This window comes from Spirosoma flavum (assembly GCF_042686045.1).
Taxonomy (GTDB): Bacteria; Bacteroidota; Bacteroidia; order Cytophagales; family Spirosomataceae; genus Spirosoma; species Spirosoma flavum.
In genome coordinates this window covers 464,833-481,604 of record NZ_JBHUOM010000002.1, presented here as the reverse complement: position 1 = coordinate 481,604, position 16,772 = coordinate 464,833, and the positions used below count along the sequence as shown (strand labels likewise).

17 protein-coding genes are annotated in these 16,772 nt (G+C 46.5%); 6 read left to right on the top strand and 11 right to left on the bottom strand.

The genetic code is table 11. The features are described 5' to 3' along the window. Positions 1-9 precede the first annotated feature (9 nt). The 8 genes from ACFS25_RS07515 to ACFS25_RS07480 form a co-directional block, all read right to left on the bottom strand. Entirely contained in the window at positions 10-855 is an 846-nt protein-coding gene (locus tag ACFS25_RS07515) for an undecaprenyl-diphosphate phosphatase (RefSeq protein WP_381498155.1), read from the bottom strand. A gap of 174 nt (positions 856-1,029) precedes the next feature. Further along, positions 1,030-1,374 carry a DUF3098 domain-containing protein gene (locus ACFS25_RS07510; RefSeq protein WP_381498153.1) on the bottom strand — a complete coding sequence of 115 codons (345 nt, stop codon included), beginning with the start codon at positions 1,372-1,374 and terminating at the stop codon, positions 1,030-1,032. Positions 1,375-1,483: 109 nt separating this feature from the next. Then, the gene (locus ACFS25_RS07505; RefSeq protein ID WP_381498150.1) at positions 1,484-2,365 is read right to left on the bottom strand and encodes a cell division protein FtsX; all 882 of its coding nucleotides are present in this window, start codon (positions 2,363-2,365) and stop codon (positions 1,484-1,486) included. A gap of 114 nt (positions 2,366-2,479) precedes the next feature. Further along, entirely contained in the window at positions 2,480-3,283 is an 804-nt protein-coding gene (gene truA / locus ACFS25_RS07500) for a tRNA pseudouridine(38-40) synthase TruA (RefSeq protein WP_381498148.1), read from the bottom strand. Between the two features lie 499 nt (positions 3,284-3,782). Beyond that, on the bottom strand, positions 3,783-5,162 hold the full coding sequence (locus ACFS25_RS07495; protein WP_381498146.1) for a DUF6600 domain-containing protein: 1,380 nt from the start codon (positions 5,160-5,162) through the stop codon (positions 3,783-3,785). Positions 5,163-5,356: 194 nt separating this feature from the next. Beyond that, entirely contained in the window at positions 5,357-6,178 is an 822-nt protein-coding gene (locus ACFS25_RS07490; protein ID WP_381498144.1) for a mechanosensitive ion channel family protein, read from the bottom strand. Positions 6,179-6,281: 103 nt separating this feature from the next. Beyond that, on the bottom strand, positions 6,282-7,232 hold the full coding sequence (gene corA, locus ACFS25_RS07485) for a magnesium/cobalt transporter CorA (protein ID WP_381498141.1): 951 nt from the start codon (positions 7,230-7,232) through the stop codon (positions 6,282-6,284). A gap of 99 nt (positions 7,233-7,331) precedes the next feature. After that, entirely contained in the window at positions 7,332-8,027 is a 696-nt protein-coding gene (locus ACFS25_RS07480; protein WP_381498139.1) for a peptidoglycan recognition protein family protein, read from the bottom strand. A gap of 214 nt (positions 8,028-8,241) precedes the next feature. Here ACFS25_RS07480 and ACFS25_RS07475 point away from each other — a divergent pair, with 214 nt between their 5' ends. Further along, on the top strand, positions 8,242-9,579 hold the full coding sequence (locus ACFS25_RS07475; RefSeq protein WP_381498137.1) for a chorismate-binding protein: 1,338 nt from the start codon (positions 8,242-8,244) through the stop codon (positions 9,577-9,579). A 58-nt stretch (positions 9,580-9,637) separates the two neighbouring features. Here ACFS25_RS07475 and ACFS25_RS07470 read toward each other — a convergent pair whose 3' ends face one another. Further along, positions 9,638-9,817 carry a hypothetical protein gene (locus ACFS25_RS07470; protein ID WP_381498135.1) on the bottom strand — a complete coding sequence of 60 codons (180 nt, stop codon included), beginning with the start codon at positions 9,815-9,817 and terminating at the stop codon, positions 9,638-9,640. Positions 9,818-9,893: 76 nt separating this feature from the next. Beyond that, positions 9,894-10,154 carry an adhesin gene (locus ACFS25_RS07465; RefSeq protein WP_381498133.1) on the bottom strand — a complete coding sequence of 87 codons (261 nt, stop codon included), beginning with the start codon at positions 10,152-10,154 and terminating at the stop codon, positions 9,894-9,896. 162 nt (positions 10,155-10,316) lie between these two features. Between ACFS25_RS07465 and ACFS25_RS07460 the strand changes: the two genes are divergently transcribed. Beyond that, complete coding sequence (locus tag ACFS25_RS07460; RefSeq protein ID WP_381498131.1) at positions 10,317-11,405, top strand: glycoside hydrolase family 130 protein; 1,089 nt, start codon at positions 10,317-10,319, stop codon at positions 11,403-11,405. 9 nt (positions 11,406-11,414) lie between these two features. On the opposite strand, the gene ACFS25_RS07455 is transcribed toward ACFS25_RS07460, so the two are convergent. Continuing rightward, positions 11,415-12,086: a DUF6624 domain-containing protein gene (locus tag ACFS25_RS07455; RefSeq protein ID WP_381498130.1), complete on the bottom strand. Its 672-nt coding sequence runs from the start codon at positions 12,084-12,086 to the stop codon at positions 11,415-11,417. An 82-nt stretch (positions 12,087-12,168) separates the two neighbouring features. On the opposite strand from ACFS25_RS07455, the gene ACFS25_RS07450 reads away from it, so the two are divergent. The 4 genes from ACFS25_RS07450 (at position 12,169) to ACFS25_RS07435 (ending at position 16,738) form a co-directional block, all read left to right on the top strand. Beyond that, complete coding sequence (locus ACFS25_RS07450) at positions 12,169-15,129, top strand: S9 family peptidase (RefSeq protein WP_381498128.1); 2,961 nt, start codon at positions 12,169-12,171, stop codon at positions 15,127-15,129. A 153-nt stretch (positions 15,130-15,282) separates the two neighbouring features. Beyond that, positions 15,283-15,423 (top strand): hypothetical protein, encoded by a 141-nt coding sequence (locus tag ACFS25_RS07445; protein ID WP_381498126.1) that lies wholly within the window; start codon positions 15,283-15,285, stop codon positions 15,421-15,423. 109 nt (positions 15,424-15,532) lie between these two features. Further along, the gene (locus tag ACFS25_RS07440; RefSeq protein WP_381498123.1) at positions 15,533-16,243 is read left to right on the top strand and encodes a DUF1361 domain-containing protein; all 711 of its coding nucleotides are present in this window, start codon (positions 15,533-15,535) and stop codon (positions 16,241-16,243) included. A gap of 117 nt (positions 16,244-16,360) precedes the next feature. Beyond that, positions 16,361-16,738, top strand: a complete 378-nt coding sequence (locus tag ACFS25_RS07435) for a diacylglycerol kinase family protein (RefSeq protein ID WP_381498121.1) — start codon at positions 16,361-16,363, stop codon at positions 16,736-16,738. Positions 16,739-16,772 lie beyond the last annotated feature (34 nt).

Genomic DNA, 16,772 nt, shown 5'->3' with positions numbered 1-16,772 from the left:
TTTGGCCAATTATAACACGTCTAACTTCACGCCAGCCGCCACTAATCCCAGTAATATCAAACCAAGTACAATTCGATAATAACCAAATACTTTGAAGCCGTACCGGGTCAGAAAACCTACGAATCCACGGATGGCAAGTAAGCCAACAACAAACGCGATAACATTACCAATGAGCAACGTCTGATAATCTTCCGGTTGGAGAAGTTTGTAGGTTTTGAGAAGCTTATACCCCGAAGCAGCGGCCATCGTCGGTACAGCCAGAAAAAACGAAAACTCAGCGGCTTGTGTCCGGGTAAGTCCTTGAAACATACCACCAATAATGGTTGCCGCCGACCGAGACACCCCCGGAATCATAGCAATGCATTGAAAGAATCCAATGCGCAATGCATCCGGCACTGTCACATCGCCATCTTTAGGTTGTTGATTAGTGATGCGGTCAATAAATAAGAGCACAATGCCTCCTAAGAGAAGCGTTATAGCTACCACAACCACATTTTCGAGCAATGAGTCGATAAAGTCATTAAGCAGAAAACCAATGACAGCGGCTGGCAGGAAGGCAATGAGAATTTTACTGTAGAAATCCGCCATCGGTTGCAAACGGGGCGGCAATGATTTCAGGTAGTTGGGAACTACAAACGTACCAGTGCGGGTATCGGTCAGGAAACGACGGTGATAAAGTACCAGTACCGATAGTATACAGCCAAATTGTACGTCGACGGTATATAATTTTGTAAATTCATTTCCGGCAATGCCCACCAATGAGGAGTAAATAATCATGTGGCCTGTCGAGGAAACCGGTAAAAATTCGGTCAGTCCTTCAATAATAGCCAATGCAATGGCGTGAATCAGTTCCATTTAAACAGTATACAGTTGTGAGACAGTCCGCCATGATGATGGTCCGCCATAGCAGTCAGTTATAAAGCTGTAAAGTTACTTCTCAAAAACTTTATAACCGCTACAATGGACAGTCGCCACGGTGAAACGTTATAGCAACAATTCGTCTCACAACTCTATACCTTTATCACTCCACTACGCCTTCGGACGGGCAAGAATAGCAAAAAATTCGAGTACGAAACCACCCATAACGACAATCGGGCCGAGTGTTAATCCCAGAAAACCAAAGCCAAATTCCTCTTTGTCTAGGCTCATAATAAAAAATCCGGCCAGGATGATACCAATACCCGCCAGCATGAGCGTGTAGTTCTGCCGACCAAAGGGAAGTGCAGACGACGAGGCTGTATCCCGGCGAATAGGGTCTGCAACTGATGACCGCGTCGGAACGGTTTTTGGATATACCGTTGTCGTGGCTGTTACTTTTTTGGCTGGTTCATCGCGAGTTAGTGTAGGCGCGACAACTTGTTTATCTTTTGCCATGTTCATTCGTCAGTTATTCTTATTGTGTAACCTTAAAATCAACTTGTAGTTTTTGTTTGCGTCAATCATTAGTGCAATAACCGTGTTGACATTCAGCAAAAGTCAAAAACTAATAAAGTTCGTCCAGTGTCAGTCCCAGATACCGATTAACAGCCTGGAATGTACTCAGGAAGCCAATTAACACACCTAGTAAAACAATACCTATCATTAGGAAAACAACTTTTTCCGGATCCTGAAATGTTTGCAGTTCAGGCAAATTATGAATGGCAATCTGCAATCCGACCAAGAGTAATATCACAGCAGCAACCCCTGCCAGAAATCCCTGCCACATACCACGCCCCAAAAATGGCCGCGTGATAAATCCGTTTGTAGCCCCAACCAACTGCATACTCCGAATCAGCAACCGCTGAGAATGAAGTGCCAGTCGAATTGTGTTATTCATTAATACGACGATAATTAATAACAGAATCAGGGCAAAGGCTGACATCACGGCATAAATTTTCGTGATGTTTCGGTTGATATTGTCCACCAGATTTTCCTGATAAACCACTTCAAATACACCGTCAATCTCCTCTAAATCCCGCTTTACTTCCTGCAATTTAGATTCCTCAAAATACCCTTCACTGAGTTTTATTCGGTAACTGTCATGCAGGGGATTTTCGCCTAGAAACTTTGAAAAATCTTCTTTCGTTTCGGCAATAAACTCCTTGGCGGCTTCCTCTTTCGTAACCAGGTTAATCTGAGGAATTCCGTTCACTTTCAGAATATAAGGTTGCTCTGCAATCGTACTAAATAGAGCGGTGCTCTTCTTTGTACTGAGGTCTTTATCTAGAAATGCCCGTACTTCATAATTCTCACGAATGTATGTTACCAGTTTCTTTGACTGGATAGCCAGCAATCCGCAGAAACCAATTAAAAATAAGGCCAGTGTCAGGCTAAATAAAATCATGCCACTGGGATACGCACCAACTTTCTTCTTGTTACGAGCCATTTAGGGGGTTCGTGTTATGAGACAAAAATAACGGATTCAACCGGGGAACGGTCCAATTTAACAAAATTTAGGATAAGAGACCGAAAATGGGCACAGAATGGACGTAAGAACGGGTCAACCCGACAACGTCTCTCCATGTTCTGCGCTCACTAATGCCTGCACAGTACGCTCTTGTAAAACCTTTGCCGGGTAGCCAATGTCAATTAAATACAATCCATTGGCCGGTGCTGCCCGGCCCGCCACGGTGCGGTCTTGAGCCAGAATGATTTTCTCGAACTGGTCGAGACTCATTCGCCCCTGCCCTATCTCAAGCATTGTTCCAACAATAGTGCGTACCATTCCCCACAAAAATCGATTCGCTTTAATATGAAACGTCAGGCAATCATCATTTGTATATTGCCAGTAGGCAAAATCGAGTCGGCAATTAAAATGCGTTACGTTGGCGCGAGCTTTACTAAAGCTCTTAAAGTTGCTGTGTTGCCGGAGTATTTCGCAAGCCTCATTCATACGTTCAACATCTAGATGAGGCCGAAAATGATACGTCAGGCTGGTTTGAAAGGCATTTTTCTGGCGGGTAATGTGATATTGGTAGTACCGGGAGACTGCCGAGAAACGAGCATGATCTTTCGGTCCAACCGGGAAGATAGTGTGAATGGCAATGTCTTCGGGCAGGATACAATTAATCGAATAAATAAACGCTTCGGTTAAAGGTAACGGCTCATCAACATCGAAATGAGCAAACTGTTGTTTAGCATGAACGCCCGCGTCGGTGCGGCCACTACCCATAACATAAATGGGTATACCAAGTCGCTGAGTTAATGCCGCTTCGAGCGTAACCTGCACACTTATCCCATTAGCCTGTGTTTGCCAGCCGTGATAGGCCGTTCCCCGATACGATAGTTCAATAAAATAACGCATATCGGGTAAAAGTACCGCTTAATCAGCAGTTGTCATTTGCGTAGAGCCTTTACAGACGAAGAAAAGTGACGCAAAAAAATAGAATTAAATAAATCTTGACTTTCATGTACCGGACGGTATATCTGCAATGTAAAGTTTTAACCAAGATCAGAAAGCACTCGCCAACTTATCATTGAATGTACCGCTGGTATCTTTAATGTGAAAGGCTATGCGGTTACTTCTCTCTGATTCGACCGAAGCGACAAAGCTTACGAAAGGAAGTATCTACGGAAATTTTGAAAATAAAAAAGATATAGCCCCAAAGATTCGAAGACCTGTCTCATTTTTCGTTTGCCTTCAAAAAGACGTTTGGCATTGCTCCCTCTCTTGTATAACATCTTGCCTGTCGACCCCGCTAAAACTATCCCCAATGAGTTAGTCTTTGCGCTCGCCTGATATAAGCACAAACGACACGTATCTACCTGGATACGTGTCGTTTGTGTAATTAATTCAATGCCAGTTAGCGTGGCCCTCGTTGTTGCTGCTGGCGCTCACCCCCGCCGTTTGGCCGTTGTTGTTGAGATTGCTCCTGAGGACGTTGTTGAGTCTGTCCACCTCTATTATTATCCGGTGTCCGCTGATAACCTGCGCCATCGCTACGTCCGCTTTGTGTTGGCTGACTGTTTATCGACCCTTGCCGATCCGACCGATCAAACGTTCGGTTTGGTTGCTGGGGAGGATTAGCTTGTGGGTTAGATGAGCCACCAGGCTGACCGTTGCCCTGTTGATAACCGCCCGATTGGGTATTGCCCGGCGAATAAGTACCGCGACTGGGTTCGAAGCGATTAGACGGAGAATTAGGCGCATTTCCGGAATTTGGTACAGTAGTATTTTCACTTCGGTCAGCCGGGGTACTGTTGTTGTAGTTTCCCCTGGTTGAACTGCCATTGTAATCCCGGTTTGGCGTGTTGGTGTTACCGTCGTAATTTCGGTTAGGCATATTGTTACCGTTATAATCCCGATTCGGCGTATTGTTGCCGTTGTAGTCTCGATTTTGCACGTTATTTCCGCTGCCATAATTACCGCGACCAGGAGCATTATTACCGTTATAGGTAGGGCGTGACGAATTATCAAATTGGTTGTTGCGACCGTAGTTCTGTCCATACCCCGGCGACTGACCGGGCCGGTAAAAACCTACCGAACCGTTTCCAACGACTGAACGCCCCGGTCTATCCATTGGGTCAATTCGGTATATAGGGACGCTATGGCGAGTAATACGCTCAATATCTCCCCGATTCGGCCCGTACACGTACGCTCGATTATTGGATCGGTAGATGTTGTTAATGATGGTGGTATTCTGGTAAATGTTCACGACGTTAGGCCGTGCCACCCGATAGCTATACAGTTGCGGGCTGGTGATATAGATCTGCGGAACAAAGGTCCAGTAAGGAGCAGGAATATTAATGTTGACGTTGATATCAAAACCAGGACCGAGTGGTGCCCAGCCGTAATAGCCGCCACCTGTCCGCCACGATACCCAGGCTGGTCCCCAGTCGCTGCCCGGAACCCACGCCCAGCCAAATTGATTATCAAAATACCAGCGGCCATAGTGAAACGGTGCCCAACCCCACGGATAATCTGATACCCAGGTATTGCCAAATTCAGTTACAACCCAATGTCCATCAGTCGCGTATGGTTGAAAATCCTGCCCGACATTGGGTATCCAGACTGATCCGTACGTTGGACTTGGCACCCACTGCCCATACGGAGACAATTCGTTATAAAACGTTTGCACCGGAACACTAATCCCCGGCTGAGCTGCTGCTTTTTGGGAGACTAACGGGTCTAAAGCGAGTATAGCTATCAGGCCAAGCACATTTATTATTTTCAGAATCGTCATGTCATTAAGTTGTTTTCTGCTGCGTATTGAAACGCTTCGGAGGTTAGATTTATCAACCTCTAAAACGTTTAACGAACTATCAAACAAACCTTGTCTATTTACAAAAAGCAACGCCCGACTGATTTGTTTAGTCGGGCGTTGCTTTTCGAATCTGATATTACGCTACATCGGGTTGAAAGCCGGTATAGTATCTACTACTCATTAACAATAAACATCGTTGGTTTGGGGGCTTCGATACCATCTTTATCAAATTGCCGCGCTATGTGTTCAAGCATGTAATAATACGTACCCCAGTAATTTTCGCTCTTAGTCCAGACACGTACGTCGTAGTCCCGCGAGTTAGCGTTCAATTTCGTAATTAATACATCATGCTGACGGTCTTTGAGGGCTAAGGGACACCCATTGACTACGTTCATAATTGACGTTTTCGTCGCATCTATATCGTTCTGACTGCCCACGCTATATACCTGATCAACACGAATAATGCCTTTGGTACTAATATTCACAATAGCCGTCGTTGATAGCGCACCGTTGGGCAGAATAATTGTTTTGTTATCCAGCGTTACAAGTGTCGTGTCGAAAATACGAATAGCTTCAACATTCCCCGTAAAACCTTGTGCTGAAATCAGGTCGCCAACACGAAACGGTTTGAAAATCAAAATTAGAATCCCCCCCGCAAAGTTCGCCAGACTACCCTGAAGGGCCAGACCTACAGCCAGACCAGCCGCCCCGATAATAGCCACAAAGGAAGTTGTTTGCACACCAAGTGTACTGGCAATACTCAACAGCAATAACACCCGCAATAGCCCATTCACCAGCGATAACAGAAACGGTTGCACATCCCGATCAATGTGCCGCTTTGCCATCATGGATGACAATAACTTTGTAATCCAGCCAATGATCCAAAGACCAACAATGAGGGTTATAATAGCCAATAGTACCTGCCCACCGTAAACTGTGGCGAAAGTTAGTACCTGACTATAAATGAGTTCCATTCTTGTCTGCGCCTGTTCCATAAATTATAAGGGAGAAATTTGTTTGAAAATCAGACGTGAATAACCTCAGAAGTAACTCACTAAACGATCTATGGCCTGGTACGTTTTAGTCACTTTCCCTGTGTTATAGCCAGTTTTTACGGCGGAATATCCAGACCGTCAGTGCCGACGAAAAGACCATCATCGCCAACGCGAAAACGTAACCGTACTTCCAGTGGACTTCGGGCATCTCGTCGAAATTCATGCCCCAAATACTAGCGAGCAAGGTTGGTGGTAAAAATACCAGTGACACAACCGTAAAGATTTTAACGACTCGGTTCTGCTCTAAATCAATTAGACCGAGGTACGTATTTTGCAGAAACTCAAGCCGCTCGAAAATAAAATTGGTATGGTCAATCAGCGAATTAATATCTTTGATTAGTGTTCTGAGTCGCTGTTGTTCCAGATCATTAAACCAACCATCGGAACGAATCATGGACGATATAACTCGTTGTTTATCAACCACATTCTCCCGAATCGACATTGTTAGTTCCTGATAATCGTTGATATTAAGCAGCATTTCACGGTCGAGGTTGGCGTCGAGATCGAGCAATCGGTTGATGGCTTTAATTTCGCCCGACACAAGCTCAATTAAATCGGCGTCGTAATCAATCCGCGATTCAAAGATCGAAATCATAATCTGTGCTCCATCGCTAAATACGGCCCGGCGCGACTTTATGCGCTTGACGGTGTCGGCAAATGATTTCAGATCAGCGTTGCGGTAAGTAAACAGGGTATCATCTTTGAGCAGAAAACTCACGGGCACATTGGTATAGCGATGCTCAGTATCGGGTACCAGAAAGTTGGAATTAGCGATCAAAAAATCATCTTCTTCAATGTAGCGCGAACTGCTTTCAATTTCCAATTGCTCCTGTTGGCTTAAAAAATCAACATCGAATTTTTCTTCAACGCTCTTAATTTCGGCAGGCGTTGGGTTTTGAAGGTCCACCCACAGAGTCCGTTCAGTATTGGAGAAGGAATCAATATCACGGATTTTTCGGACGGAAGTGGCGTCCTGCTGAAAGATGCGGATCATAAAGTTGAGAGCAGATTATCCAGCCGCGAAGTTCGCAGAAAACAAACCATTTACCCCTTCCATCACTGAATTTGTCTTGCCTGACCGAAAGGAAACCATTCATTCTGCCTGAAGCGGGCTTCCCTTCAGATTCAGATCTTTGACCCGTTTTCGCACGCTACGCATAAACGATTTTCCCGGATCGGTTTTGCCGGTCAGGTAATTTGGGTCCGTTTCTTTCCAAAGCGGTGTGCCAATGAAATCCTTATACTCGTAATGGCCAATCAGGTATTCGATGTTGTAAAGGCGTTTCAAGTAGCGCACCAACTGTACATTGGCTTTTATTTGCGCTTTCGTCAGATCATTGTTCCCTATGTTTTCAATACCAATGGCACAGTAATTCAGCCCAATACAATGGCGGGCAAAGGTTGTATCGGGAAGAAGTCGAAAAATAGTCCCATCGCGATCAACCAAAAACGGAACGGCTGTATTTAAATGACTGGCGGCTTGAAGATCAGGCCGGCCCGGTAGTACACTCGGATTAAAGGCATCGAAGGTGGCCTCAAGCGTCGGGATTGCCGTCCAGTGCAACACAATCATTTTGGGTTTGATAGTGGGGTCCGTTTGCTGAATACCATGCCGTTGAGCCAGGTATTCGAGCGACAACTTCTTACGTTCCTCATCAAAAATAATAGGCTTATCAATTATCCGGAATGTCGGTTTCTGTGCCGCACAGGGACTACCTGCTATGATTAAGAGGGCAAAAGGGAGGATTCGGAAAAGATATTGAGATATGAAAACAAGGAAGCTCATCATTAACTTAAGTTACGTGGGCGCAAAAAGAGAAAATCTTTTCAGATTCGGAGAGTTTTCTTTTTTACCGTTATAAAATAGACTTGATTTTACCAGTAGGTATAAATTCTTCTCTAATCGAAGGCCAACTATATCGACTGTTTCACTATCTCGCGCACAAATTCAGTGTACAAACTGTTATCCTTGTAGCTGGGCCTAACCCGCTCGGCTGTTGGCTATGCAACCTGATTATTTTATTAATACCAGTTCAACCACTGAACCCATCCGGCAAACCGGTTGGCCAAGTGCGATTAATCTTTGGGAAACGGCACATTCACTTGGTTTTCCGGCTGCGCTCTGGCGCTTGCCCAATCAACAGGACAAGCACATGATTGTATCGTTCGACGAAGTGCTTCCCCGCGTATCGGCAGATTTAGATGAACTACCCGCTGGATTTTTGATCAGCCCTTTCGACAATCTCGCCAATACCGCTTCGACGAATACGTTGAGCCAGACCGCTCTGGATAGTAGTGCCCGAACACTTTTTCTTCGAGCTGACATACAGGCTCTGTTTTCTGAGACGAATCAGAACCAGTCTGAACTGAGCCGGCTAGATCAAACTGATAATACGGCGGCCAACAATGCCTCGGCTGAGCAGTTTTGGCAAACACTAAGGTCTCAAATTACTAGTCAGACGGCAAAGCAATCCGCACAAACGGCTGTAATGACCCTACCCGACCCGGATGCACAGGTGGAGTATGTGCGCAATGTGGCCGTGGCTGTTAAAGCCATGCAACGTGGAGATTTTCGGAAGGTGGTTTTGTCGCGCACAAAGCGGGTGCAGTTTACCGATGCCCCAAACGCGGTCGATCTGTTCAATAAACTATGTACGGCTTATCCAACAGCGTTTGTGTCTGCCGTTTCGATTCCGGAGAAAGGGCAAATCTGGATAAGTGCAACACCCGAACGGTTAGTGAGTATTAATTCCGCTGGCATTTTCCAAACGACTTCGCTGGCTGGAACACAGTCGGCATTTGACCCGGATGGAACCCCCAAACGCCCCCCGGAAGCGATGTGGTCGCAGAAGGAAATTGAAGAGCAGGCGTTGGTGAGCCGTTATATTATTGAGTGTTTCAAAAAAATAAGGTTGCGTGAATACCTCGAAGAAGGCCCCAAAACCCTCATAGCCGGAAATTTAATGCACCTTAGCACCTGCTTTACGGTCGATACGCATGCCGTGCGCTATCCGCAACTTGGCACTGTGATGCTTCGGCTGTTGCATCCAACGTCAGCGGTGTGCGGCATGCCCCGCGATGTGGCTTTTACGTTTATTGGCCAGCATGAAACCCACGACCGCGAACTCTATAGTGGTTTCTTGGGACCCGTCAATATTAACACCAATAATGAAGGAGCAGAAAGTAGTCTTTTCGTACACATTCGCTGTATGAAACTGGAAGGCAAACTGGCTACTCTTTACGCTGGTGCGGGACTAACAGAAGATTCGGTTCCTGAGCGCGAATGGCAGGAGACTGAGATGAAGTGTCAAACGCTTCTTTCAGTTATCAATACATTATAAATGTGTGATGCGAAATATTGCCACATCACGCATTTACAACGCACTGGCACTGGGCATCTTACTCTCCTTCAGCCGGATCATTAGGTGCACGCGAACCCCCTTTGGTTGTTCGGTCACCGGCTTCACTGGCCGCAGACGACTGTGTTTCAGCATCGGGAGCGGTGCCGTCGGTAACAGCATTTTCCGTTGTAACGAGTGATTCTTCGTCTGGATCTGGGTTTACTTCTGAATCTGTCATAGTGTCTTTAAGTAAGGAAATACTTGAAACGACTTGCCGCTAACCGAAAGGCTAGCGGCTTTTTCACAGGTTAACATTACTCCATGCTATCGTCGTCCAGATCGTCTTCGATGGTGTCATCGTCTAAGTCTTCACCCAGGTCGTCCTCAGTGAAGTCATCCTCAATGTCATCTAAGTCCTCTGCTCCGTAGCCGCTGGCAGCACCAGAGCCCAGTTCATCGAATTCGGCTCCCCCCTCGTCGAGATCATCTTCATCGTCGTCGAAGGCGGCTGTTTCTGGATCGGGGTTAAGCATCAGCACATCTTCGTCCTGATCAAACGCTGGCTGGTAAATCATGGTTAATAGAGTATAAAAGTTAGTTCACCCCTCATAACGCGTCTATTTCCCGGAAGGTTTAGTCATTCCAAAAACTAATTATATAGTTGAGCCAGAACACTGCATTCAGTTTGTGAGTTACTGCCTACGAGTGTCGTGTCAGTCAGCCCTAAATCAGCATCAATGAGAAGTTACCAACTCCAGCGACTAGTCGACCAACCGATTCTTCAAACAAGCGATGTAAAACCAACTATTGCTGGTTTCGATGTATTAGGGGCCTTCAATCCGGCAGCCTGTCTTTTCAACAATGAAGTCCTGATTCTCCTGCGTGTAGCCGAAGCCCCAAAGGCCGAAAAAGGCTATATTGTCATACCGTTAATTGAAGAACAGGATGGGGTTCCAACGTTGATTATCAAGCGGTTTCCTGAACCTAGCGAACCTTATGATCCACGCGTCATAACCATACAAGGCAAGGTTTACCTGACGTCGTTAAGCCACCTTCGTTTGGCTCGCAGCACCGACGGTATTCATTTTACTATTGATGAAAAACCGTTTCTGTTCCCAGCCAGAATGGACGAATCATACGGTATTGAAGACGCCCGAATTACCTTTATGGAAGGCAAATATTGGATTACATACACAGCGGTGTCAGAACATGGGCCGGGAGTGGGATTAGCCGTTACAACCGATTTCATAACAGTTGACCGCGTCGGAATGATTTTACCTCCGCCGAATAAAGATGTGGCGCTGTTTCCACAAAAAATCAATGGGAAGTACATGCTATTACACCGGCCCATGGTGTCGGAGATTGGTAAACCCTCAGTCTGGCTGGCCGAATCAGCCGATGGAATACACTGGGGAAATCACCGATTTGTCTTTGGTGGTCGGGGTCGACCCCATCAGGGGCCAGCCGGCCAGGAACGTATAAACAACCAGTTTGCCTGGGAAGGTGGCAAAATTGGAGCCGGGCCAGAACCGATGCTAACCGACGACGGCTGGCTAGTCTGTTACCACGGTGCCGATGAGACCCATGCTTACTCGCTGGCGTTGGCGTTACTAGATAGAGATGACCCATCAAGAATAATAGGCCGTTCTGACACACCCCTACTTAGGCCGGAACTATCGTGGGAACGTGACGGGTTTTTCCCCAATGTAGTCTTCTCAAATGGCTGGATACAATGGCCTGATAACAGCAACAAAGCGGGAAAAATTTGGGTGTACTACGGCGCAGCCGATTCGGGTGTGGGGCTGGCAGAGTTAATTGCTGAGTGATTAACTAACTCACTCAAAAACGTAGGTTTGCCGTACTTCATCAACCGTTATGGCTGGTTCGTAGGCTGCGTTTAGGCGGTTAGCATTTTCCTCGACAGTGAGTTCAAAACCCGCCTGTTTCCGGCGTTCATTCACAGCTTTGGCATTAGCAATGGGCCAAACAAAGCACCGCGACTGTTTTGTTTTTTTTATTTGTCGGCATGATGCCTGAGTGCCGTATAGTTGCGGTTTTCCTCCATACATCAGTGAGCGGTCAAGCATCATAGCATACTGATAAAAAGGAAGTTCCCCCTGATCAGCCGCTTTTTTTATCGCAGGCAGATACGTGTTAATCTTGTTGGAGTGCTGAATTATATAAAAAATTGCTTCGTTGGCGGGCGCACCAACCAGGCTTTTCCCCGGATAACCATGCTGTTTTATAATGGCTTCCGCACGAGCTAGGTTGGTGGTATCAATTTTAGTTTGTTCCGCCCAAAGTACACCAGCCAGCTTAGAGCGATCCGTCTTATATACCTCACTCAAACTGTCGGTTAAGGGCTGATTGTTACCCAGTTTAGTCAACCACTCCCGATTACGCTGATCCAGCACATACATGCTGTCTAATTCGTGCTTGAGCTTAATGGCCTGCTGGCCGAACGCCGAAACAGACAGGCAGCTGAAGATGAATAGTAAGAATCTCATAATTATCAGTAAGATTAAATGACACAAACTCACTCATTGTTTGTTTTTAGTATTTTCGGTGATTGCTAACTCTCCTCCCTAAATGAAACACTTACGTCAACTTTTACTATGTCTTTTATTCTCAACGTCTCTCTTCGCTCAAGGCCAGAAGCGCGCACTTACCTCTGCCGATTATGACCGCTGGCAAAGCGTTCGATCAGAGAAAATCTCGAATGACGGTCGCTGGATTGCCTATCAGATTGATCCACAGGATGGCGATGGCCGATTAGAAGTAACGACTTCCAATACCAACACTAACCGTACACACTATGTTTTTCCGCGCGGCTACATGGCACAGTTTACGCCTGACAGCAAGTTTTTAGTGATGCGGTTGAAAGTACCGGTAGCAGATACGCGCAAAGCTAAACTCAAGAAAAAGAAACCAGACGAAATGCCCAAAGACAGCTTGCTTGTCTTAAATCTAACGTCTGGCAAGCCCACTAAATTACCCAACGCAAAGTCTTTTGTATTCGGCAAGGATACCGGGTCATGGCTGGCGGTAGTGCAGGAGCGTAAAGACGACAAAGAGAAACCCACCCCAAGAGTTGTTTCTCAAAAGGATACGCTTGCACCATCTCCGCCGGTTTCAACTACGACCGTAGCTACCCGAAAAGGCGAATCGAAGAAGCCAAAAGGCGACGACCTCACGATTCTGAACATGGCCGACGGCTCCCGCAAGACAGTCCGTTACGTCTCGAACGCGGTTATGTCAGACAATGGCCAGGCGGTATTTTACAGTAAAGAATCCGCTAGTGATTCACTAAAAACGGGTGAGACTGGCATTCCAGGCGTATTTCTGTTTAATACGTCTAGCGGAAAAACGATGCTCGTCGATACAAGCTCGAAGCGCAAGATTTACAAAGGATTAGCCATAGACAAAGCGGGCCAACAACTCACCTGGATGGCTTCGGCCGATAGTGCAGGCAGCGACGTAAAAGTGTTTACGCTGTATTATAAAAACCTGTCGCCAGCGGTTTTGGCAAAGGGCAAGCGTGGTAAAACCACAGCACCTGAAGCGCCGTATAAAATCATAGCCGACACGCTGACACCAGCGTTACCCAAAGGTTGGTCAGTGAACGAGTTTCGCGAACCGAAGTTTGCCGACGATGGTAAACGACTTTATTTCTCAACGTCACCCATTGCCCCGAAGCCCACGAAAGACACGCTGACGCCAGAGGATGAGAAAGTAAAAATGGACATCTGGACCTGGACCGATAGCCGCCTGCAACCGATGCAGCAACGTCGGCTTAAGGAAGAAAAAGAACGTGGATTCCTGGCCGTCTACGATCTTGCCTCCGGCAAGGTTACGCCCTTAGCCAACCGTGAAATTCCGACCGTTGCCTTCGATCCAAAAAACAGCACACGCTATTTGTTGGGCTTAAGTGATTTGCCCTATCAGGTGCAGGCCTCGTGGGACCCCGGCCATACGGACCTCTATCTGGTTGATGCACAAACAGGCGACAAGAAGCGGATTGCCAACGACATCATGGCTTCCCAACCTAAACTCTCGCCCGGAGGAAAATACGCTTACTGGTTCGATGAGCGCGATTCGCTTTGGCGGGCATGGACGGTCGCCGATGGCAAACGTATCGATCTGACACGCGGCTTGCCAAGCAAATTTTTCGATGAAGAGCACGACACGCCTAGCCTACCCGGTTCTTATGGCTCGGCGGGCTGGACAACCGGCGACCGCTACCTCTGGCTTTACGACCGCTACGACATCTGGCAGATTGATCCAACAGGCAAAGAAAAACCCACGAGCTTGACGGCGGGATGGGGTCGTAAGAACAAAATCCGGTTGCGTCGCGCCGAGTTGGACAACGACGATGATGATGCACCCGGTCGGCGGGGGGGCTCTATCGAAAAAGCGATTGACCCAAAAACTGAACTATTCCTGACAGGTATTTGGGAAAGCGACAAGGCAACAGGTATTCTAAAGAGCAAAAATGGGATGGCTGTTGCCGAACCAACCGTATTGACCCGTAGCAATCACCATTATTTTGGGTTGAATAAGGCCAAAAACGCGCCGGTCATGACCTTTTACAAAGGAAACTATCAGGAGCCGGTCAATTTATTCCAAACCGATACAACGCTGGCTGCACCAATTCAACTGACACATACGAATCCACAACAGGATAGTATTCGGTGGGGGAGTGCGGAAATAGTAAAATGGATTGGCACCAATGGTATTAGACTCGAAGGGTTGCTTTTCAAACCTGAAGGTTTCGACCCAGCCAAAAAGTACCCCATGCTTACGTATTTCTACGAGCGCAATGCCGAAACATTAAACGATTATCGGGCTCCAAGCCCAAGCCGGTCAACCATCAACATTCCCTTTTGCGTCTCGAATGGGTATCTGGTATTTGTGCCGGACATCGTGTACACGACAGGACAACCCGGTCCCAACGCTTACGACTGCATTGTGCCGGGTGTGCTGAGTCTACTTGACAAAGGCTTCGTTGACCGTGACCGACTTGGCATTCAGGGGCAAAGTTGGGGTGGCTATCAAACTGCCTACATCATCACCCGCACCAACTTGTTCCGGGCTGCCGAAGCAGGTGCGCCAGTGGCTAACATGACGTCGGCTTACGGCGGAATTCGCTGGGAAACGGGCATTAGCCGGGCATTCCAGTATGAAAAAACGCAGAGCCGCATCGGTGGTACACTCTGGGATAAGCCCATGAATTACATCGAAAACTCTCCGCTCTTCTTCGCGAACCGGATTGAAACGCCCCTCATGATGACACATAACGACGCTGATGGAGCCGTCCCCTGGTATCAGGGTATCGAGATGTTTTCGGCCCTACGCCGATTGAATAAGCCCGTCTGGATGATGGTCTACAATGGTGAAGGGCACAACCTTACCCAACGACATAATGCAAAAGATTTGAGCATCCGCCTGTACCAGTTCTTCGATTACTATCTCAAAGACGCGCCTATGCCGATCTGGATGAAGGAAGGTCGCACGGCTGTTGAGAAAGACCGGGGAGAAATGAAGTACTAACCATGACGCTCTCGTTTTCTTAATTTCGAGAACGCAACCGTTTAGATTTCTTCTAATGAGCGTCTTTTGTCGTCCTTCTACACAGGGATGACAAAAGACGCTCATTTTATTGCTGGTTAGCTCAACTCATCGCGCTCCTACGAAGACATTAAAATGGGTGACAGCCTTGTTAATGACTTACAAAGCGACAATTTTGAGCGGTTTTATAAATACTTCGATATGATGGTAGCCTTCAATAAAGCTTATCTGACCCGCTTGAATTTGGACAAAAAGCGACTCGTTCAAACCGGCTAGTTTAGGCAGCAAATCGACTCTATACTGAACCGTTAAAAATATTTTTGACTGTCTTCTTGACAGGCATTCTTTTAATGTGTTTACTTTGCAATACAAAGTACTTTAAATTATGCAAACAATAGTATCTTCCTCCTATCATTCTAGTAGAATAGCCCCTCGTGATGCGCCATCAGGGAAGGGGTTACGCGCGTTGGCCCTTCTGACCTTGACTGGACTAAGCCTTGTTTTGACGCGGGGTTTGTTAACGGGTAATTGGTGGTTTTTCGTTATGCTAACCTGGAATCTATTTCTGGCTTGGTTTCCACTGGGTGTAGTACTGGTTTTACGTGATTTACGGTGGGCAGGTTTCAAGAATCCGTGGCTGCTACTGGGCGGGCTGGCGATGTGGCTGGTATTTTTGCCCAATGCTCCCTACATCATTACCGATCTGTACCATATCCAAAATATCGATCAACCCTTACTATGGTTCGATACCATGACGATCTTCGTGTTTGCCCTGACAGGTTTACTGGCGGGCTTATATTCTATACTTATCGTCCATCGAATGATTCGACCACTAGCAGGCAACTTACTAACCTGGACATTGATCCTTGGCAGTCAGATTCTATCAGGGTTTGGGATTTATTTAGGCCGATTTGGGCGATGGAACAGTTGGGATATATTAACGAAACCCTCATCATTGACACTGGCAATTGCCCGGGCCTACCACGACCATTTGAGCCTGAAACTGACCATAGCGTACGGATTTGTTCTAATTCTCTTTTACGTGGCCTTTTACTGGTATGTCGAGCACGAAAATGAACCAATCCGCAACCATTGATTCTTAAAAACGCCTGTTCAATGAAAACCTTGATTCTGGTTTCACTATTAACTGATTTACTTAGAGTCTGCCATACGTTAGATGAAAATCGGCTTGTTTTAACAATACATTTGCCAAATGATTGATTTCCGTAAAGTTCTGCGCAGTTTTCGGTTTGCAGGGCAGGGTATTATAGACTTGTTTCGGTTCGAGAACAATGCTAAAGTCCATTTACTCGTGGCTATTCTAATCATTATAACCGGGTTTGTGCTACACCTAAGCCGCACAGAATGGGCAATTATATTAGTGCAAATCGGTTTGGTTTGGGCGGCAGAAGCATTCAATACAGCTATTGAAAAGTTGTGTGATTTTGTATCGCCCGGTCGTCACCCACAAATTAAAGCTATCAAAGATCTCTCGTCTGGTGCCGTACTAATTCTAGCTATTACAGCCGTTACGGTCGGAATTATCATTCTGGGCGGTCGATTAATTGACACACTTTCAATAACTAATTAATTAATAATCAGTTACTAACGAAATTTTTTTACTT

Coding starts and splice junctions, on each gene's coding strand:
- ACFS25_RS07450 (WP_381498128.1), top strand. CDS start 12,169: ATGAAACACTTACGTCAACTTTTACTATGTCTTTTATTCTCAACGTCT.
- ACFS25_RS07455 (WP_381498130.1), bottom strand. CDS start 12,086: ATGAGATTCTTACTATTCATCTTCAGCTGCCTGTCTGTTTCGGCGTTC.
- corA (WP_381498141.1), bottom strand. CDS start 7,232: ATGATCCGCATCTTTCAGCAGGACGCCACTTCCGTCCGAAAAATCCGT.
- ACFS25_RS07505 (WP_381498150.1), bottom strand. CDS start 2,365: ATGGCTCGTAACAAGAAGAAAGTTGGTGCGTATCCCAGTGGCATGATT.
- ACFS25_RS07465 (WP_381498133.1), bottom strand. CDS start 10,154: ATGATTTACCAGCCAGCGTTTGATCAGGACGAAGATGTGCTGATGCTT.
- ACFS25_RS07475 (WP_381498137.1), top strand. CDS start 8,242: ATGCAACCTGATTATTTTATTAATACCAGTTCAACCACTGAACCCATC.
- ACFS25_RS07435 (WP_381498121.1), top strand. CDS start 16,361: ATGATTGATTTCCGTAAAGTTCTGCGCAGTTTTCGGTTTGCAGGGCAG.
- ACFS25_RS07445 (WP_381498126.1), top strand. CDS start 15,283: ATGGGTGACAGCCTTGTTAATGACTTACAAAGCGACAATTTTGAGCGG.
- ACFS25_RS07515 (WP_381498155.1), bottom strand. CDS start 855: ATGGAACTGATTCACGCCATTGCATTGGCTATTATTGAAGGACTGACC.
- ACFS25_RS07480 (WP_381498139.1), bottom strand. CDS start 8,027: ATGATGAGCTTCCTTGTTTTCATATCTCAATATCTTTTCCGAATCCTC.
- ACFS25_RS07460 (WP_381498131.1), top strand. CDS start 10,317: ATGAGAAGTTACCAACTCCAGCGACTAGTCGACCAACCGATTCTTCAA.
- ACFS25_RS07490 (WP_381498144.1), bottom strand. CDS start 6,178: ATGGAACAGGCGCAGACAAGAATGGAACTCATTTATAGTCAGGTACTA.
- ACFS25_RS07510 (WP_381498153.1), bottom strand. CDS start 1,374: ATGGCAAAAGATAAACAAGTTGTCGCGCCTACACTAACTCGCGATGAA.
- truA (WP_381498148.1), bottom strand. CDS start 3,283: ATGCGTTATTTTATTGAACTATCGTATCGGGGAACGGCCTATCACGGC.
- ACFS25_RS07440 (WP_381498123.1), top strand. CDS start 15,533: ATGCAAACAATAGTATCTTCCTCCTATCATTCTAGTAGAATAGCCCCT.
- ACFS25_RS07470 (WP_381498135.1), bottom strand. CDS start 9,817: ATGACAGATTCAGAAGTAAACCCAGATCCAGACGAAGAATCACTCGTT.
- ACFS25_RS07495 (WP_381498146.1), bottom strand. CDS start 5,162: ATGACGATTCTGAAAATAATAAATGTGCTTGGCCTGATAGCTATACTC.